Annotated in this window: 19 protein-coding genes; 7 read left to right on the top strand and 12 right to left on the bottom strand. The window is 70.1% G+C overall.

The window, feature by feature from the left end; all coding sequences use genetic code 11:
• Window positions 1-96 precede the first annotated feature (96 nt).
• The 4 genes from yajC to fabD form a co-directional block, all read right to left on the bottom strand.
• A complete protein-coding gene (yajC, locus tag OG2516_RS02205) occupies window positions 97-390 on the bottom strand; it encodes a preprotein translocase subunit YajC (RefSeq protein ID WP_007253971.1) in 294 nt (97 codons plus the stop codon).
• A 200-nt stretch (window positions 391-590) separates the two neighbouring features.
• Complete coding sequence (locus OG2516_RS02200) at window positions 591-827, bottom strand: acyl carrier protein (RefSeq protein WP_007253970.1); 237 nt, start codon at window positions 825-827, stop codon at window positions 591-593.
• 154 nt (window positions 828-981) lie between these two features.
• Window positions 982-1,719 carry a 3-oxoacyl-[acyl-carrier-protein] reductase gene (fabG, locus tag OG2516_RS02195; protein ID WP_007253969.1) on the bottom strand — a complete coding sequence of 246 codons (738 nt, stop codon included), beginning with the start codon at window positions 1,717-1,719 and terminating at the stop codon, window positions 982-984.
• A gap of 31 nt (window positions 1,720-1,750) precedes the next feature.
• Entirely contained in the window at window positions 1,751-2,689 is a 939-nt protein-coding gene (fabD, locus tag OG2516_RS02190) for an ACP S-malonyltransferase (RefSeq protein WP_007253968.1), read from the bottom strand.
• A 202-nt stretch (window positions 2,690-2,891) separates the two neighbouring features.
• Between fabD and rpsF the strand changes: the two genes are divergently transcribed.
• From rpsF to rplI, 3 genes are read left to right on the top strand one after another with little or no spacing between them, the layout of a single operon-like run.
• Window positions 2,892-3,248, top strand: coding sequence for a 30S ribosomal protein S6 (rpsF, locus tag OG2516_RS02185; protein ID WP_007253967.1), 357 nt, complete (start codon window positions 2,892-2,894; stop codon window positions 3,246-3,248).
• A gap of 25 nt (window positions 3,249-3,273) precedes the next feature.
• On the top strand, window positions 3,274-3,501 hold the full coding sequence (gene rpsR / locus OG2516_RS02180; RefSeq protein ID WP_007253966.1) for a 30S ribosomal protein S18: 228 nt from the start codon (window positions 3,274-3,276) through the stop codon (window positions 3,499-3,501).
• A gap of 10 nt (window positions 3,502-3,511) precedes the next feature.
• Complete coding sequence (gene rplI, locus OG2516_RS02175; RefSeq protein ID WP_007253965.1) at window positions 3,512-4,141, top strand: 50S ribosomal protein L9; 630 nt, start codon at window positions 3,512-3,514, stop codon at window positions 4,139-4,141.
• Between the two features lie 162 nt (window positions 4,142-4,303).
• Here rplI and tsf read toward each other — a convergent pair whose 3' ends face one another.
• From tsf to OG2516_RS02155, 4 genes are all read right to left on the bottom strand, one after another.
• The gene (tsf, locus tag OG2516_RS02170; protein ID WP_040614888.1) at window positions 4,304-5,179 is read right to left on the bottom strand and encodes a translation elongation factor Ts; all 876 of its coding nucleotides are present in this window, start codon (window positions 5,177-5,179) and stop codon (window positions 4,304-4,306) included.
• 76 nt (window positions 5,180-5,255) lie between these two features.
• Window positions 5,256-6,152 (bottom strand): 30S ribosomal protein S2, encoded by an 897-nt coding sequence (gene rpsB / locus OG2516_RS02165; protein WP_007253963.1) that lies wholly within the window; start codon window positions 6,150-6,152, stop codon window positions 5,256-5,258.
• Between the two features lie 177 nt (window positions 6,153-6,329).
• On the bottom strand, window positions 6,330-8,345 hold the full coding sequence (locus OG2516_RS20505) for a collagen-like domain-containing protein (protein WP_156799260.1): 2,016 nt from the start codon (window positions 8,343-8,345) through the stop codon (window positions 6,330-6,332).
• A 140-nt stretch (window positions 8,346-8,485) separates the two neighbouring features.
• Entirely contained in the window at window positions 8,486-9,757 is a 1,272-nt protein-coding gene (locus OG2516_RS02155) for a HupE/UreJ family protein (protein ID WP_050769101.1), read from the bottom strand.
• Window positions 9,758-9,833: 76 nt separating this feature from the next.
• On the opposite strand from OG2516_RS02155, the gene OG2516_RS02150 reads away from it, so the two are divergent.
• The 4 genes from OG2516_RS02150 to OG2516_RS02135 all read left to right on the top strand — a co-directional run bounded on the left by OG2516_RS02150 (window position 9,834) and on the right by OG2516_RS02135 (window position 13,459).
• The gene (locus OG2516_RS02150) at window positions 9,834-10,649 is read left to right on the top strand and encodes a DUF4198 domain-containing protein (RefSeq protein WP_007253960.1); all 816 of its coding nucleotides are present in this window, start codon (window positions 9,834-9,836) and stop codon (window positions 10,647-10,649) included.
• 112 nt (window positions 10,650-10,761) lie between these two features.
• Window positions 10,762-11,655: a PfkB family carbohydrate kinase gene (locus OG2516_RS02145; protein WP_007253959.1), complete on the top strand. Its 894-nt coding sequence runs from the start codon at window positions 10,762-10,764 to the stop codon at window positions 11,653-11,655.
• On the top strand, window positions 11,652-12,560 hold the full coding sequence (locus OG2516_RS02140; protein ID WP_007253958.1) for a pseudouridine-5'-phosphate glycosidase: 909 nt from the start codon (window positions 11,652-11,654) through the stop codon (window positions 12,558-12,560). Before OG2516_RS02145 ends, OG2516_RS02140 begins: the two co-directional genes overlap by 4 nt.
• Window positions 12,561-12,649: 89 nt before the next feature.
• A complete protein-coding gene (locus tag OG2516_RS02135) occupies window positions 12,650-13,459 on the top strand; it encodes a DUF502 domain-containing protein (RefSeq protein WP_007253957.1) in 810 nt (269 codons plus the stop codon).
• A gap of 6 nt (window positions 13,460-13,465) precedes the next feature.
• Here the strand turns inward: OG2516_RS02135 and OG2516_RS19840 are convergent, their stop codons facing one another.
• From OG2516_RS19840 to OG2516_RS02120, 4 genes are all read right to left on the bottom strand, one after another.
• Window positions 13,466-13,636, bottom strand: coding sequence for a hypothetical protein (locus OG2516_RS19840; RefSeq protein ID WP_245544267.1), 171 nt, complete (start codon window positions 13,634-13,636; stop codon window positions 13,466-13,468).
• Between the two features lie 91 nt (window positions 13,637-13,727).
• Window positions 13,728-14,315, bottom strand: a complete 588-nt coding sequence (scpB, locus tag OG2516_RS02130) for an SMC-Scp complex subunit ScpB (RefSeq protein ID WP_050769140.1) — start codon at window positions 14,313-14,315, stop codon at window positions 13,728-13,730.
• A 74-nt stretch (window positions 14,316-14,389) separates the two neighbouring features.
• The gene (locus OG2516_RS02125; RefSeq protein ID WP_007253954.1) at window positions 14,390-15,166 is read right to left on the bottom strand and encodes a segregation and condensation protein A; all 777 of its coding nucleotides are present in this window, start codon (window positions 15,164-15,166) and stop codon (window positions 14,390-14,392) included.
• Window positions 15,167-15,181: 15 nt separating this feature from the next.
• Window positions 15,182-16,171 carry a glycoside hydrolase family 3 N-terminal domain-containing protein gene (locus tag OG2516_RS02120; protein ID WP_007253953.1) on the bottom strand — a complete coding sequence of 330 codons (990 nt, stop codon included), beginning with the start codon at window positions 16,169-16,171 and terminating at the stop codon, window positions 15,182-15,184.
• Window positions 16,172-16,174 lie beyond the last annotated feature (3 nt).

Genomic DNA, 16,174 nt, shown 5'->3' with positions numbered 1-16,174 from the left:
CGATCGTTCAGCGCGCGGCGCGCGGCCCGGGGGCGCCGGACCGGCCATGCCGCCCTGCCACGACGGAGCCCTGCCCCGTCGCGGCGCCGTGGCGGCTCAACCCTTGGCCTGGGCCGGTTCGGTCTTGTTGATGACCTGCGCGATCGTCGAGCGCACGACGCGGACGGTGACGCCCTGCGACAGCTCGACCTCGATCTCGTTGTCGTCCTTGACCTTGGCGACCTTTCCGATCAGCCCGCCCTGGGTCACGACCTGGTCGCCCCGCCGCAGCGCCTTCACCATTTCCTGGTGCTGCTTAAGCTTCTTCTGCTGGGGCCGGATCAGCAGGAAATACATGATCGCGAAGATCAGGATCAGCGGGATGAACTGGGCTATTGCGCCGCCTTGCATGGAAACTCCTCGTCTGTCGCCGGGCGCGATTGCCCTGTCGGGGGCCATATGGACATCTTGAGCGCCAGACGCAACGCCGAGAGCGCTCGCGAGGCCGCATGGGCCGCTCCGTCATGCGGGTTTGGCAACGAAGAAGGGCGGCCCCGCGCGGGACCGCCCTTCCTGAAACCGTGGCCGGTATGCCGGCCGGAGGCCCGCGCTTACTGCTGGGCTTCCTTGATGAACTTGACCGCGTCGCCGAAGGTCTGGATCGTTTCGGCCGCGTCGTCGGGGATCTCGATCCCGAACTCCTCTTCGAACGCCATCACGAGTTCGACGGTGTCCAGGGAATCGGCGCCGAGGTCGTCGATGAACGAGGCATTCTCGGTCACCTTGTCCTCTTCCACACCGAGGTGCTCCACAACGATCTTGCGCACGCGGTCAGCGACGTCGCTCATGTCCAGTGTCCTCTATCTTGGGGCCAGGTGGCCCGGTCTTGGCATATACTGCCCGAAAACGGGCCTTTGACTAGGCCCCGCCCCCGGAGATTGCGCCGCCTATAGCAGAGATTCCATATGACGCAAACGCTTTCAAGTTGCCACCCGGCAACCCTCAGAACATCGCCATCCCGCCGTTGACGTGCAGCACCGTGCCCGTGACGTAACCCGCCTCGGGCGAGGCGAGATAGAGCGTGGCGGCGGCGATCTCGTCGGGGCTGCCCATGCGATTCATCGGGATCTGGCCGAGGATTCCGCCCTTCTGCTCGTCGTTGAGCTTGTCGGTCATCGCGGTCTCGATGAAGCCCGGCGCGATGCAGTTGACGGTGATGCCGCGGGTGGCGACCTCGTAGGCGATCGACTTCGACATCCCCACCATCCCGGCCTTGGCGGCGGCATAGTTGGCCTGCCCGGGATTGCCGGTGGCGCCGACGATGGAGGAGATGTTGACGATCCGCCCCCAGCGCGCTTTCATCATCGGCCGGATCACGCCCTTGCACAGCCGCATCGTGGAGGTGAGGTTCACCTCGATCACGCTGGCCCAGTCCTCGTCGGACATCCGCATGAAGATCTGGTCGCGGGTGATGCCGGCGTTGTTGACGAGGATGTCGAGCCCGCCCATCGCGTCGGCCGCCTGCCTGGGCAGCGCCTCGACGGCTTCGGCGTCGGAGAGGTTGCAGGGCAGCACGTGCGCCCGGTCTCCGAGCTTGCCGGCCAGCTCCTCGAGCGGCCCGGTGCGGGTGCCCGACAGGCCCACCGTCGCTCCCGCCCCGTGCAGCGCCTCGGCGATGGCGCCGCCGATGCCGCCCGATGCGCCGGTTACCAGCGCGCTCTTGCCCGTCAGGTCGAACATGTCCCTATCTCCTCGATGTTGTCGTTGCGCCTCAGCCCGCGAGGCTCGCGGCGGCGTCCTTGACCTCGTGCGGCGTGGCGACGGTGCGCGTCGCGACCGCGCGGTCGATGCGCCGGATCATCCCCGACAGCGCCTTGCCCGCACCGATCTCCCAGACCTCGCCGACGCCCTCTCCCGCCATCCAGGCCACGCTCTCGCGCCAGCGCACGGAGCCGGTGACCTGCTCCACCAGCTGCGCTCGCAGCTCGTCGGGGTTGGTGACGGGGCGGGCGGAGACGTTGGTCACGACCGGCACCACCGGCGCCTCGAAGGTCACCTTGTCGAGCGCCCCGGCCATGACCTCGGCGGCTGGCGCCATCAGCGACGAGTGGAACGGGGCCGAGACCGGCAGGATCACCGCGCGCTTGGCGCCCCTGCCCTTGGCGATCTCCACCGCCCGCTCCACCGCGGCCTTGTGGCCCGAGACGACCACCTGCCCGGGGTCGTTGTCGTTGGCCGCCTGGCAGACGTCGTCGCCCGCGGCCTCCTCGGCCACGGCGCGCGCGGTCTCGTAATCGAGCCCCAGCAGCGCCGCCATCGCGCCCTGCCCGACCGGCACCGCCTCCTGCATCGCCTGCCCGCGCACCTTCAGAAGCCGCGCCGTGTCGGCGAGGCTCAGCGCGCCGGCGGCACAGAGCGCGGTGTACTCCCCGAGCGAATGGCCGGCGACGTAGTCGGCCGCGCTCACGGTCACGCCCTCCGAGGCCAGCGCCGCCATCGCGGCCATCGACGTCGCCATCAGCGCGGGCTGGGCGTTCTCGGTCAGCGTCAGATCCGCGATGTCGCCTTCCCAGGTCAGCGCCGACAAGTCCTGCCCGAGCGCCGCGTCGACCTCGTCGAACACCGCGCGCGCCTCCGGATAGGCCTCCGCCAGTTCGCGCCCCATGCCGATGACCTGGGAGCCCTGACCCGGAAAGACGAATGCACGCATGGCTCTACCTCCTGTTCGCTGGCCCCCACGTAGCGCGGCGCGCGGCGGCGCACAACTTCGCTTGCGATTCCCCGGCCAGCCGCTATAAGGCCGCTTCCCTTCCGTGATACCCGATTGAACTGCGCAGTCTCTCGTGGGCAGGACGCGGAAGGCAGACACAGGCCTGCCCTTTGAAATGCGCCGATACAGTGACGGAGTCCGCATGCCGCTCTACGAGCATGTCTTCATCGCGCGTCAGGATCTCTCCAACGCGCAGGCCGAGGGCCTCATCGAACACTTCTCCCAGGTGCTCGCCGACAACGACGGCAAGGTCGTCGATACCGAGTACTGGGGCGTCAAGACGATGGCCTACAAGATCAACAAGAACCGCAAGGGCCACTACGCCTTCCTCAAGACCGACGCGCCCGCGCCGGCCGTGCAGGAAATGGAGCGCCTGATGCGGCTGCACGACGACGTGATGCGTGTCCTCACCATCCGCGTCGACGAGCACGAGGAAGGCCCCTCGATCCAGATGCAAAAGCGTGACGAGCGGGCCGACCGCCGCCGCGACCGCTCCTGACCGGCTGAAGAAAGGACCCTAAGCAATGGCCGCCAAACCGTTTTTCCGCCGCCGCAAGACCGATCCGTTCGAGGGCGAGAACGCTCCGAAGATCGACTACAAGGACACGCGCACCCTGCAGCGCTACGTCTCCGAGCGTGGCAAGATCGTCCCGTCGCGCATCACCGCCGTCGGCTCCAAGAACCAGCGTCAGCTCGCCCAGGCGATCAAGCGCGCCCGGTTCCTGGCGCTCCTGCCCTACGCCGTGAAGTGAGGTAACAGCCATGGACGTCATCCTGCTGGAACGCGTCGCCAAGCTCGGCCAGATGGGCGAGATCGTCTCCGTCAAGGAGGGCTACGCCCGCAACTTCCTGCTGCCCCAGGGCAAGGCCCTGCGTGCGAACGAGGCCAACAAGGCCCGGTTCGAGGCCGACAAGGCGCAGCTCGAGGCCCAGAACCTCGAGAGCAAGGCCGAAGCCGAGAAGTTCGCCGAGAAGCTCGACGGGCAGTCCTTCGTCGTGATTCGCTCCGCCTCCGACGGCGGCGCGCTCTACGGCTCCGTCTCCACCCGTGACGCCGCCGACGCGGCGAGCGAGGGCGGCTTCGAGATTGACCGCAAGCAGGTCAAGCTGCTCGCGCCGATCAAGGAGCTGGGCCTGCACACGGTCGAGGTGCAGCTGCACCCCGAGGTGACCGCCGAGATCAAGCTCAACGTCGCCCGCTCGCCCGAAGAGGCCGAGCTGCAGGCGTCGGGCAAGTCGATCCAGGAGCTCGCCGCCGAGGAAGAAGCGGCCGCCGAGTTCGAGATCCAGGGCCTGTTCGACGAGATCGGCGCCGCCGGCCTCGACGACGAAGACCCGCGCGGCCCCGAGCCCCGCGACGAGTCCCAGGACCCGATCACCGACGAGAACTGATCGCCCGCACCCGCGCGCGATGAAGAGGCCGCCCTCCGGGGCGGCCTCTTTGCGTCAGGCGGGCGTGTGAACCGTCGGACCGGCGTAGGGTGCGCATTCATTGCGCACCACGAAAAAGGCCCGCCAAACGGCGGGCCTTTTCGAATTACGGACGCTGGAGGTTCAGCCCTGCGCGGCCTTGGCCACCTCGGCGGCGAAATCCTCGGTCTTCTTCTCGATGCCCTCGCCGACCTGCAGGCGGACGAACCCGGTGATCGCGACGCCGGCTTCCTCGGCGGCCTGCGCGACGGTCTGGTCGGGATTGACGACGAACTGCTGGCCCAGCAGCGTCACCTCGGCCATGAACTTCTTCATGCGGCCCTCGATCATCTTCTCGATGACCTGCTCGGGCTTGCCGCTCTCGCGCGCGATGTCGATCTGGATCTGGCGCTCCTTCTCGACGACGGACTGGTCGAGGTCGGCCTCGGACAGCGACGCGGGGCTCGCGGCGGCGATGTGCATCGCGACCTGGCGGCCGAACGCCTCGTTCTCGCCCGACAGCGCCACGAGGACGCCGATGTTGCCCATGCCCGGCGCGGCGGCGTTGTGCACGTAGGTGACGACGCTGCCGCCGGTGAGCTTGGCCATGCGGCGCACGGACATGTTCTCGCCGATGGTGGCGATGCGGTCGGTGACGGTGTCCTGCACGGTCTTGCCGCCGAGATCGGCCGCGAGCAGCGAGTCGACGTCGTCGGCCTTGAGCGCGGCCTGGGCGATTTCGCCGACCATCTTCTGGAAGTCGGCGTTCTTGGCGACGAAGTCGGTCTCGGAGTTCACCTCGACCGCGACCCCGGTGCCGTTCTCGACGGCGACGGCGACGAGGCCCTCGGCGGCGGTGCGGCCGGACTTCTTCGCGGCCTTGGCGAGGCCCTTGGTGCGCAGCCAGTCGACCGCGGCTTCCATGTCGCCGCCGGTCTCGGTCAGCGCCTTCTTGGCGTCCATCATGCCTGCGCCGGTGCTCTCGCGCAGCTCTTTCACCATCTGAGCGGTAACCGCCATCGTGTGTCTCCTTCGAATGCGGATGTGTGCCGGAGACGAAGCTCCGGCACAGGTCAGGTCAGCGACGAGGTCGGTCTCAGGAGACCTTCTCGCCCTTTTCCTTGTTGTCGAGGTCGAGCGGCGCCTCTTCGGGCACGTCGGGCGTGTTGTGCCCGGTCTCGACGCCGGTGCTCTCGGCCGGGGCGGCCTCGGCGTCGGCGGCGGCGGCGGACTGGCCGCGCTCCTCGGCGAGGGCTTCCTCGGCCAGCGCTTCCATCTCGCCGAGATCGACGCCGGCGGCGCCGAGCTGGGCCGACATGCCGTCGAGCGCGGCGCGGCTGACGAGGTCGCAGTAGAGCGCGATGGCGCGGGCCGCGTCGTCGTTGCCGGGGATGACGTAGTCGACGCCGGCCGGCGAGCAGTTGGTGTCGACGACGGCGACGACCGGGATGCCGAGCTTCTTGGCTTCCGCGATGGCCAGGTCTTCCTTGTTGACGTCGATGACGAACAGCATGTCGGGCACGCCGCCCATCTCGCGGATGCCGCCGAGCGAGGCGGTCAGCTTGGCCTGCTCGCGCTCCATGCCGAGGCGCTCTTTCTTGGTCAGGCCCTCGAAGCCGACGTCGGCGGCCTCGTCGATGGCGCGCAGGCGGTTGATCGACTGCGAGACGGTCTGCCAGTTGGTCAGCGTGCCGCCGAGCCAGCGGTGGTTCATGTAGTACTGGGCGCACTTCTCGGCGGCCTCGGCGATCGGCTTCTGGGCCTGGCGCTTGGTGCCGACGAAGAGGACGCGGCCGCCCTTGGCGACGGTGTCGCGGATGGCCTGCAGCGCCGCGTCGAGCATCGGCACGGTCTGGGTCAGGTCCATGATGTGGATGCCGTTGCGGGCGCCGTAGATGTACTCGGCCATCTTCGGGTTCCAGCGCTGGGTCTGGTGGCCGAAGTGAACGCCAGCCTCGAGCAGCTGGCGCATGGTGAACTCGGGAAGAGCCATGTGCTATCCTTCTTTCCGGTTTGAGCCTCGGCGGGGGATCAGCGTGATGCCAACCGGTGGACTGCCGGGGATGTCTCTCCCGGAAGCCCGCCCCCGCCTGCGGGATTGAGTGCGCGCGCTTTACTCGATCCCGCCGCCGGGCGCAAGGGCGGCGTGGCGGCGGGGCCGGGCCGGGTCTCAGAAGAAGAACACGTCGCCCGCCGAGAGGTCGTCGGCATCGACGCCGCGCAGGACGATGACATGGCCGTCAACGACGATCCTGGTGTCGTCTCCGATGTCGCGGATGCGCAGGTCGTCGAAGTCGTGGCGGCCGCGCCCGAGTTCGCTCGCCCGGAAGCCCAGGTCGTCGCGGCCGGCGTCAAAGTCCTTGATGACGTCGCGCTCGCCCCGCTGCAGCTCGGTGAAGACGAAGTCGTCACGGCCACCGCCGCCCTTCATCTTGTCGTCTCCCCTGCCCCCGTCGAGCCGGTCGTTGCCCTTGCCGCCGCGCAGCACGTCGTCGTGCTTGCCACCCTTGAGGTCGTCGTCGCCCCTCTGGCCCCTGAGATCGTCCTCGCCCTTGCCACCGCGCAGCTTGTCGTCGCCGTCGCCGCCGCGCAGCTTGTCGTCGCCCTTCTCGCCCTTGAGCTTGTCCTTGCCGTCGCCGCCCTTGAGCTTGTCGTCGCCGCGGCCGCCCTTGAGGTCGTCCTTGCCGTCCTGGCCCTTCAGGTCGTCCTCGCCCTTGCCGCCGCGCAGCTTGTCGTTGCCGTCGCCGCCGCGCAGCTTGTCGTCGCCCTTCTCGCCCTTGAGCTTGTCCTTGCCGTCCTGCCCCTTGAGCTTGTCGTCGCCGTCGCCGCCCTTGATGTCGTCGCGCCCGTCGCCGCCCTTGGCGGTGTCGTCGCCCTTGCCGCCGCGCAGCTTGTCCTTGCCGTCGTCGCCGAACAGCTGGTCGTCGCCGTCGTGTCCCTTGAGCGTGTCGTCACCGCCGCGCCCTTCGAGCACATCGATCAGGTCGCGGCTGAGCGCGCTGCCGTCGAGCCGGTCGTCGCCGTCGGTGCCGCGATGGTAGCCGATGCCCGCCTGCAGCTCGTTGTGCCCGTTGGTGCCGGTCACGGTGATACCGGGGATGCCCGAGCCGTTTATGGTCTCGCTCGTGAGCAACACACGCGTGCCGCTGGAATTCAGCGCCAGGTCCAGCATGGTGAACTGTCCAGGCGGATCGGGGTCGAACTCCTGCAACTCGTCCAGATTCATCTTGGCGTCGTAGCTGCGCACGACGCGATCGCCGCCCGCCGCGCGATGCGCGACGTGAACCCGCCCGTCGGCCGTCACCTCCAGCAGCGCCTGTTGCGGCAAGACGTCGGCGAGGTGCTTCTCGACCGCGTCGACCGGCGTCAGGTCCGGCTCGAAGCGGCGCAGCATGAGGTCCTGCGGGCCACTCCTGAAATCGTCGCCCTCGCGCTTGATCCAACTGACATAGATCGTGCCGGTCGCGTCCATGCGCGCCTCGAGCGACATCTGGACCGACTCGGTGTCCTCGCTGATCGGCCCCTTGTCCAGCAATCGCCCCTGCCGATCGAACACCTGCAGTTCGTTTGCGTAGGCCACGACGATGGCCGGCTTGCCCGGTCCCGGATCGGCTCCGGGGCGGACGCCGAAGGAGACGATGTCGATGGAGGCATCGCTCTGCAGCGTTGTGCGGTCGACAAGCTCGTGATCCGCATCGTAGATGAGGAGCGTGGGCCGGATCACGGCATGCGACGACAGGCCGAGGATCGCGTAACCGCCGTCATCGAACGTTCTGAGGTCGGTGACGACGGTTCGCCCGAGGGGCAGGTCGATCGGCTCGTCGTCCCCGACCTGCGTGCCGTCCGGCCGGAATTCCTGCAGCGTCGCCGTCGTCTGCGAATTGTTCTGGTGGATCAGCAGAACATGACCGTCGGCGGTCATGTCCAGGGCAGCCGGCCTCGTGCCTATGTCAGAACCGAACCTCAGGATCTTGGTGACCTCGCCCGAGGCGTCGTAGAAACGCAGCACGCTGACCGCGCCGACGATTGTCAATGTCGCGCTGGTGCCGTCCTCGGAGACGGCATTCAAGCTATACCCGCCCAACGTGGGGGCACGGTCGATTTCCGTGCTGGAGACGGGGTCGAGGGCGGCGTCGATGTCGGATTTCCGGAAAGGCATTGGCGAAATACTCCCGCCCTGGGCCAATGCCGGCGCACCGGCACGGCCGAATGACTTGGCCGGGACCGGCAGCGGCCCCGGTGCGAAATGTAGAAAGCATCAAGTCCCGACAGTTTGCCGGTCGACCGCCGCCCGATCAAACGTTAACTGACGCTAGGTCAATTCCGTCAAAGAAACACCCGCTCCACGACCCACCAGGCTCCCACCAACCCGATCAGCGCACTCGCCGGCATCGCCACCGCCATCTCCCACGCGCCCACGGCACGCACGCTCAGCGCAATGGCGCTGAAGGCGAACAGCACACCCGCGCCCAGGAGCAGCGGCTGCCACGCGGCCTGCATCTCGGGGCCGAGCCCGGCCATCGGCACCGCCAGCGCCGGCAGCACCACGATGCCGACCGCGAGGTAGAGCGCCGCCATCCCGCGCGCGCCCTCGCCGCCCCGCAGCATCGCCGCGCGGCAGATCAGCCACGCCACCGCGATCACCGCCAGCTGGCCCAGCTCGACACCGATGTTGAAGCCGATCAGCGCCGGCAGGAAGCTCCCCTCCGGCAGCCCGAACGCGCCCAGCACGCTGGCGAAGCCCAGCCCGTGCAGCAGCCCGAAGCCGAACACCACCGCCGGCCGCCACGGCGTCAGTTGCCCGCCGCGCAGGATGTTCTCGACCGCGACGTAGACGATCGAGGCGGCGATGATCGGCTCGACGACCGACGCCGGCACCGTGACGTAGCCGAGCGCCGCGGCGGCGAGGGTGATCGTGTGCGCCAGGGTGAAGGCGCTGACCTGCCACAGCAGCGGGCCGAGGCGGGTCGACAGGAAGAACAGCCCCAGGACGAACAGGATATGGTCGAGCCCGAGCGGCACGATGTGGTCGATCCCGACGGGGATGTAGGCCAGCAGCGCCCCCCAGCCGCTCGCCTGCCCGCCGCCCGCGAGCGCGATCGGCGGGCTCGTGGCGCCCGGCTCGAGGTAGCCGTCCCAAGGCGCCTCGACCCCCTGCTGGCGCAGCACCAGCGCTCCCAGCCGCGGCGCCCAGCCGACCTCGACGCTCTCCGCCCCCGGCGGCAGCGCCGCGGTGAAGGTCAGGCGGGTGTCGCGCACCAGCTCCACGTCGCCCACCTCGTCGGTCTCGACCGCCACCAGCTCGAGCGGCAGCGCGGCGCCGTCGGCACGCACCTCGATCAGGTCCGCCATGCGCGGCCAGAACTCGGCCACCTGCGCCTCCAGCGCCTCGGGCGGCAGCGCGCGCAGGCGGTCGTAATCCTGCGCCTCGGGCGCGGCGTCGGTGTCCTCGACGGCGGCGAGGTCGATCCCGGCGAGGAAGCTCTCCACGTTGGCGGCGACCTCGAAGACCAGCTCGTCGCCCTGGCGCGTCATGTCGGCGATGGCCGGCATCACCTCGTGCGCCCGCGCCGCGCCGCCGGCGAGCATCAGCCACATCGCCAGCACCGCAAGGGCAAGTCTTGACACCAGCGCGCGCGGCGACACCCTGCGCCCAGCCAACGAGGAACCCTTCATGCGTCTTGCCCTTCTCGCCTCCGGCTCAGTCGCGCTGAGCCTGTTATCCGCCCCTGCCCTGGCGCACGAATTCTGGATCGAACCCCTCGACTACACGGTCGCGCCCGACGGTACGGTTGAAGCTCACCTTGTCAACGGCCAGATCTTCGACGGACCCACCTACGCCTACCTGCCCAACCGCTTCTCGCGCTTCGAGATCTTCAGCGGCGGCCTCGCGGCGCCGGTGGAGGCACGGGTCGGCGACCGCCCGGCGCTCTCGCTCGCCGCGCCCGCCGAGGGGCTGACGGTGGTGGCCTACGTCTCGACGCCGATGAACGTCGACTACGAGACGTTCGAGGACTTCATGCGCTTCGTCGAGCACAAGGGCTTCGAGGACGTCCCCGCCCGCCACGCGGAGGCCGGCCACCCGATGGAGAACTTCCGCGAGGTCTACACCCGCCACGCCAAGGCGCTCGTCGCCGTCGGCGCGGGGGACGGCGCCGACAGCCACATCGGGCTCGAGACGGAGATCGTGGCGCTCGAGAACCCCTACACCGGCGACATGAGCGACGGCATCGACGTGCAGGTCTTCTACGGCGACGCGCCGCGCGCCGACGCGCAGGTCGAGCTGTTCGACAAGGCGCCCGACGGCAGCGTCGAGGTCACGCTGCACCGCACCGACGGCGACGGCATCGTGACGCTGCCGGTCGCGCCCGGGCACAGCTACCTCGTCGACGCGGTGATCCTGCGCAGCCCCCTGGGCGACCTCGCCGCCGAGCGGGGTGCGGCGTGGGAAAGCCTCTGGGCCAGCCTGACCTTCGCCGTCCCCGAGTGACGCCCCCCTCTCTGTCCTGCAAATATCCCCGCCGGAGGCGCCGCCGCCCGCCACCCGCGCCGGCGGTCGCGGCGCGATTGACGCCCCCTCCGGCACGCGCCAAAGAGGCGGCATGGACAAGACGCCCGACATCCTCTGCATCGGCGCCGTACTCTGGGACGTGATCGGGCGCTCGGCCTCGACGATGCGCCTCGGCTCGGACGTGCCCGGCCACATCACCCGCGTGCCCGGCGGCGTCGCGCTCAACATCGCGATGACGCTGACCCGCTTCGGCCTGCGCCCCGCCCTGCTCGCCGCCCTCGGGCGCGACGCGGCGGGCGACGCGCTGCTCGCCGAGGCGGAGGCGATGGGGATGGAGGTGGCGCACGCCTACCGCTCCGAGGATCTGCCCACCGACAACTACATGGCCATCGAGGGCGCCAACGGCCTGATCGCCGCCATCGCCGACGCCCACTCGCTCGAGCGCGCCGGCGACAAGATCCTGCGCCCGCTCGGCGACGGCCGGCTCGGCAGCCCCGAGGCGCCGTGGGCGGGGCCGGTGGCGCTCGACGGCAACCTCACCGAGGACCTGCTGCGCGAGATCGCCGTCTCGCCGCTCTTCGCCCGCGCCGACATCCGCGTCGCCCCCGCCTCGCCGGGCAAGGCGCTGCGGCTCCAGGCGCTGCTCGGCCACCCGACGGCGACGCTTTACGTCAATCTCGAGGAGGCCGGGCTGCTCTGCCAGACCACCTTCGCCAGCTCCGCCGAGGCCGCCGACGCGCTGCTGGCGCGCGGCGCGGCGCGCGCGCTTGTCACCGACGGCGGCGCGTCCGCCACCGAGGCCGCGCCGGGCCGCAGCCTGACCAAGACCCCGCCCGCCGTCCTCGTCACCCGCGTCACCGGCGCCGGCGACATCTTCATGGCCGCCCACATCGCCGCCGAGCTCGCCGGCGCCGCCCCCGAGGCGGCGCTCGAGCGCGCCCTTCAGGCGGCCGCCGCCTACGTATCCGGAGACACCCCCCAATGATCCACATCGCCGAGAGCCCCGAGGTCACCGAGGCCCGCGCCGAGGGCCGCCCCCTCGTCGCGCTCGAAAGCACCATCATCACCCACGGGATGCCCTGGCCGAAGAACCTCGAGACCGCCCGCGCCGTCGAGGACGCGGTGCGCGAGAGCGGCGCGACGCCGGCGACGATGGCGGTGGTGGACGGCAAGCTCCGGGTCGGGCTCGACGCCGTCGCGCTCGAGGGGCTGGCGCAGCGCAGCGACGTGCGCAAGCTCAGCCGCGCCGACTTCGCCGCCTGCCTCGCCACCGGCGGCACCGGCGCCACCACCGTCGCCGCGACGATGATCGCCGCGCGCATCGCGGGCATAGGCGTCTTCGCCACCGGCGGCATCGGCGGCGTCCATCGCGGCGCCGAGACCAGCTTCGACATCTCCGCCGACCTGCACGAGCTCGCTCAGACCGCCGTGACCGTCGTCGCCGCCGGGGCCAAGGCGATCCTCGATCTCGACAAGACCTACGAGGTGCTCGAGACGCTCGGCGTGCCGGTGATCGCCTACGGCCAGGACAGCCTACCCGCCTTCTGGTCGCGCACCTCGCCCCTCGCCGCGCCGCTGCGCATGGACAGCGCCGCCGAGATCGCCCGCGCCCACGCCATGCGCGCCGCGCTCGGCCTGCCCGGCGGCCAGCTCGTCGCCAACCCGATCCCCGAAGCCGACGAGATCCCCGCCGAGACCCTCGCGCCGCTCATCGCCCGCGCGCTCGCCGACGCCGAGGCGGAGGGGATCGGCCAGAAGGCCGTGACGCCGTTCCTGCTCGACCGGCTCTTCACCCTCACCGAGGGCCGCTCGCTGGAGGCCAACATCTCGCTGGTGCTCAACAACGCGCGCCTCGCCGCCGCCATCGCCCGGGAATTGGGCGCGGCATGATCGCCGGCCCGCCCCCGCGCGGGCAGCCGTTGTGAAGCCCTCCGGCTTCACCTAGATATACCGATGACGCTGTCACTTAAGGCCAGACCTTGACCAAGCCGGACCTCACGGAGCCGCACAAACCGCGCCTGCGCTTCTTCGGACGCCTGCTCGCGGGGACGCGCAACAACATCCTGACCGGGATCGTGGTGATCGCGCCCATCGGGCTGACGGTCTGGCTGATCTGGACCGTGGTCGGCTGGGTCGACGGCTTCGTCTGGCCTTTCGTGCCCAACGCCTACCACCCGACCGAGCTGCTCAACCGCTTCCTCGGGCTCGAGGGCGAGGACCGCATCCTCATCAACGTGCGCGGCCTCGGCGTGGTGATCTTCATCCTGTTCACCATCTTCGTCGGCTGGGTCGCCAAGGGCCTGATCGGGCGCTCGTTCCTGCGCTGGGGCGAGAGCCTCGTCGGGCGGCTGCCGGTGGTCCGCTCGATCTACAACGGCGTCAAGCAGATCGCCGAGACGGTGTTCGCGCAGACCGAAACGAGCTTCGAGAAGGCCTGCCTGATCGAATACCCGCGCAAGGGGATCTGGGCGATCGGCTTCATCTCGACCCAGACCCGGGGCGAGGTGGTGGAGAAGTCGCACGGCTCCGACATGGTCTCGGTCTTCGTGCCGACCACCCCCAACCCGACCTCCGGCTTCCTGCTGTTCTTCCCGGCCGAGGACGTGGTGGTGCTCGACATGAGCCTCGAGGACGCGGCCAAGCTCGTGATCTCCGCCGGCCTCGTCTATCCCGGCTCGCGCGACAAGACGCTGCCCGAAGCGCTCGAGCGCGGCGCCGGCCGGCTCAGCCACCCCGAGGCGGAGCCAAAGGCTCCGCCGCCGGTGCGCTCCGAGCGCGAGAGCGCCTGATCCGCCTCAGAACCTGCCGAAGCGGCGGGCGACGCGCATCGCCTGGTTGACGCGCTTGGCGTTGGTCCGGTTCGCCTGCGCGCCCTGGCGCTGGCCCGGCGTCGTCGGCTTGCCACCCCGCGAGGCGCGGCGGATGCCGTGGTTGACGCCCTTGCGGACGAGCATGCGGAGGATCATGGAAACGATACGGTTCACGGCTTGCTGACCTCGATAAGTGCCCCTGCCAACAGATCTAGGATGACGGGGCGCGGAAACAAAGGGGTCAGCGTCAGCCCTCGAACATGTCTCCCTGTCCGCCGTCGCCCTCGTCGTCGTCCGTCGCCTCGCCGGGCATCGGGCGGTTGTCGAGCAGGCCCGCCGCGCGCAGCTCCTTGAGCCCCGGCAGGTCGCGCGGGTTCTCGAGACCGAAATGGTCGAGGAACGCCTCCGTCACCACGAAGGTCACCGGCCGCCCTGGGCTCATGCGGCGGCGACCGAAGCGGATCCAGTCGAGCTCGAGCAGCTGGTCGATGGTGCCCCGGCTGACGCCGACGCCGCGGATCTCCTCGATCTCGGCGCGGGTGACGGGCTGGTGGTAGGCGACGATGGCGAGCGTCTCGATCGCCGCGCGGCTGAGCTTGCGCGTCTCCACCACCTCGTGGCGCATCAGAAAGCCGAGGTCGGGCGCGGTGCGGATCGCCCAGGACTCGCCGATGCGCACGACGTTGACGCCGCGCCCCTCGTAGCGCCGGCGCAGGGCGGCGAGCGCGGTGGCGGGCTCGCACCCGTGCGGCATCCGCCCGGTGAGGTCGCGCAGCGAGACGGGATCGGCGGTGGCGAACAGGATGGCCTCGACCATCCGCTCCTGCTCCGCCATCGGCGGCGCCTCGAACAGGCTCTGCTCGCGCGGGTCGCTCTCGGCGTGCGCGTCGGGGTCGGTCTCGGGGTCGGTCACGTGCTCTTCCTGCGGATCTCGATCGGCGCGAAGGTCTCGCCCTGCCGGAGCTCGACATGCCCCTCCTTCACCAGCTGCAGCGAGGCGGCGAAGGTCGAGGCGGTGGCGCTGCGGCGCCGGGCCGGTTCGCTGTGCCAGTCGTCGGGGAGGTAGGTGGTCAGCTCGCCCCAGTCGCCCATGAAGCCGATCAGCGGGCGCATCCGGTCGAGCGCCTGCTCCATCGTCAGCAGGTTCTCCCGGTCGAAGGCGTAGGGGCGGAACTCGTCCTTGGTGCGGATCCGGGCATAGGCCTGCATCAGGTCGACCAGGGTCGCGGTGTAGGTGACGCGGCGCACCCGGGCGACGTCCTCGGTGATGCCCCGCGCGAAGCGGTCGCGCCCGAGCTGGTCGCGGGCCATCAGCTTGGCGGCGCTGTCGCGCATCGCCTCGAGCCGCTCGAGCTGGAACGCCAGGTGCGCGGCGAGGTCCTCGCCCGAGGGCCCCTCCTCGGTCGGGTCGGGCGGCAACAGCAGCCGCGACTTCAGGAAGGCCAGCCACGCCGCCATCACCAGGTAGTCGGCGGCGAGCTCGATCCGGAGCTCCTTGGCACGTTCGACGAACGACAGGTACTGCTCGGCGAGCGCGAGGATCGAGATCTCGCGCAGGTCGACCTTCTGGGTGCGGCTGAGGTTGAGCAGCAGGTCGAGCGGGCCCTCGTATCCGTCGACGTCGACGATCAGCGCCTCGGCGGCGAGCCGGGCGCTGACGGCATCGGCAGCGGAGACATCACTCACGGGCGGGCGCGCCTTCTAGCTCAGGAGGGCGTCAAGTTCGGCGACGAGCGCCGCGCTGTCAATCGGCCGGGGCGCCTTGCGCTGGGCCAACGCGGCGTCGGCGCGGGCGTTGGCGGCGCCGTCCATCGGCGGGCAGGCCGAGGCGACCTGCTCCATCTCCGCCATCTCGCCGTTGCAGTGCAGCACGAGATCGCAACCCGCCTCGAGGCACGCGGCGGAGCGCGCCGCCATGCCGCCCGACAGCGCCTGCATCCCGATGTCGTCGGTCATCAGCAGGCCCGAGAAGCCGATCTCCTCGCGCACCAACCGGATCATCCGCTCCGAGGTGGTGGCCGGGTTGTCGGAGTCGATGTCCTCGAAGACGATGTGCGCGCTCATCCCCATCGCCATGTCGCGCAGCGCGCGGAACGGGGCGAAGTCGCGCGCCACGAGCTCCTCGGCGGGCACGGACACGCGCGGCAGGTCGAGGTGGCTGTCGACGCTGGCGCGGCCGTAGCCGGGGATGTGCTTGAGCACCGGCAGCACACCGCCGTCGAGCAGCGCGTCGGCGCAGACCCGGGCGGCCTCGACGACGGTGTCGACGTCGCGGCCCGACAGGCGGTTGAGCAGCACCGGGTGGGTGTCGTCCTCCACGAGATCGGCGAGCGGCGCGCAATTGACGTCGATGCCGACCGCGTGCAGCTCCTCGGCGATCAGCCGGTTGCGGACGTAGTGCGCGCGCATCGGGTCGCGGGCCCGCGCCATCTGGTCGAGCGCGGGCAGGTACTCGCGCCAGTGCGGCGGCCACATCCGCTGCACGCGCCCGCCCTCCTGGTCGATCAGCACCGGTGCGTCGCGCCCGACGCTGTCGCGCAGGGCGGCGGTCAGGGCGCGGACCTGCTCCGGGTTGTCGATGTTGCGGCCGAAGAGGATGAAGCCCCACGGATCGGCGCGGCGGAAGAACCGCGCCTCCGCATCGGTGAGCACGGTGCCTTCACAGCCGAAGATGACCGCGCGGTGGCCCATCCG

This window comes from Oceanicola granulosus HTCC2516, assembly GCF_000153305.1.
Lineage (GTDB): Bacteria > Pseudomonadota > Alphaproteobacteria > Rhodobacterales > Rhodobacteraceae > Oceanicola > Oceanicola granulosus.
The sequence above is the reverse complement of the archived record's forward strand: the minus strand, read 5'-3'. Positions and strand labels throughout refer to the sequence as shown.

Excerpts from the sequence above, each read along its gene's own strand:
- OG2516_RS02150 (WP_007253960.1), top strand. The coding sequence starts at position 9,834 with ATGCGTCTTGCCCTTCTCGCCTCCGGCTCAGTCGCGCTGAGCCTGTTA.
- fabG (WP_007253969.1), bottom strand. The coding sequence starts at position 1,719 with ATGTTCGACCTGACGGGCAAGAGCGCGCTGGTAACCGGCGCATCGGGC.
- rpsR (WP_007253966.1), top strand. The coding sequence starts at position 3,274 with ATGGCCGCCAAACCGTTTTTCCGCCGCCGCAAGACCGATCCGTTCGAG.
- fabD (WP_007253968.1), bottom strand. The coding sequence starts at position 2,689 with ATGCGTGCATTCGTCTTTCCGGGTCAGGGCTCCCAGGTCATCGGCATG.
- OG2516_RS02200 (WP_007253970.1), bottom strand. The coding sequence starts at position 827 with ATGAGCGACGTCGCTGACCGCGTGCGCAAGATCGTTGTGGAGCACCTC.
- OG2516_RS02155 (WP_050769101.1), bottom strand. The coding sequence starts at position 9,757 with ATGTGGCTGATGCTCGCCGGCGGCGCGGCGCGGGCGCACGAGGTGATG.
- rpsB (WP_007253963.1), bottom strand. The coding sequence starts at position 6,152 with ATGGCTCTTCCCGAGTTCACCATGCGCCAGCTGCTCGAGGCTGGCGTT.
- OG2516_RS19840 (WP_245544267.1), bottom strand. The coding sequence starts at position 13,636 with ATGATCCTCCGCATGCTCGTCCGCAAGGGCGTCAACCACGGCATCCGC.
- rpsF (WP_007253967.1), top strand. The coding sequence starts at position 2,892 with ATGCCGCTCTACGAGCATGTCTTCATCGCGCGTCAGGATCTCTCCAAC.
- rplI (WP_007253965.1), top strand. The coding sequence starts at position 3,512 with ATGGACGTCATCCTGCTGGAACGCGTCGCCAAGCTCGGCCAGATGGGC.
- OG2516_RS02120 (WP_007253953.1), bottom strand. The coding sequence starts at position 16,171 with ATGGGCCACCGCGCGGTCATCTTCGGCTGTGAAGGCACCGTGCTCACC.
- tsf (WP_040614888.1), bottom strand. The coding sequence starts at position 5,179 with ATGGCGGTTACCGCTCAGATGGTGAAAGAGCTGCGCGAGAGCACCGGC.
- OG2516_RS02140 (WP_007253958.1), top strand. The coding sequence starts at position 11,652 with ATGATCCACATCGCCGAGAGCCCCGAGGTCACCGAGGCCCGCGCCGAG.
- OG2516_RS02145 (WP_007253959.1), top strand. The coding sequence starts at position 10,762 with ATGGACAAGACGCCCGACATCCTCTGCATCGGCGCCGTACTCTGGGAC.
- scpB (WP_050769140.1), bottom strand. The coding sequence starts at position 14,315 with ATGGCGGAGCAGGAGCGGATGGTCGAGGCCATCCTGTTCGCCACCGCC.
- yajC (WP_007253971.1), bottom strand. The coding sequence starts at position 390 with ATGCAAGGCGGCGCAATAGCCCAGTTCATCCCGCTGATCCTGATCTTC.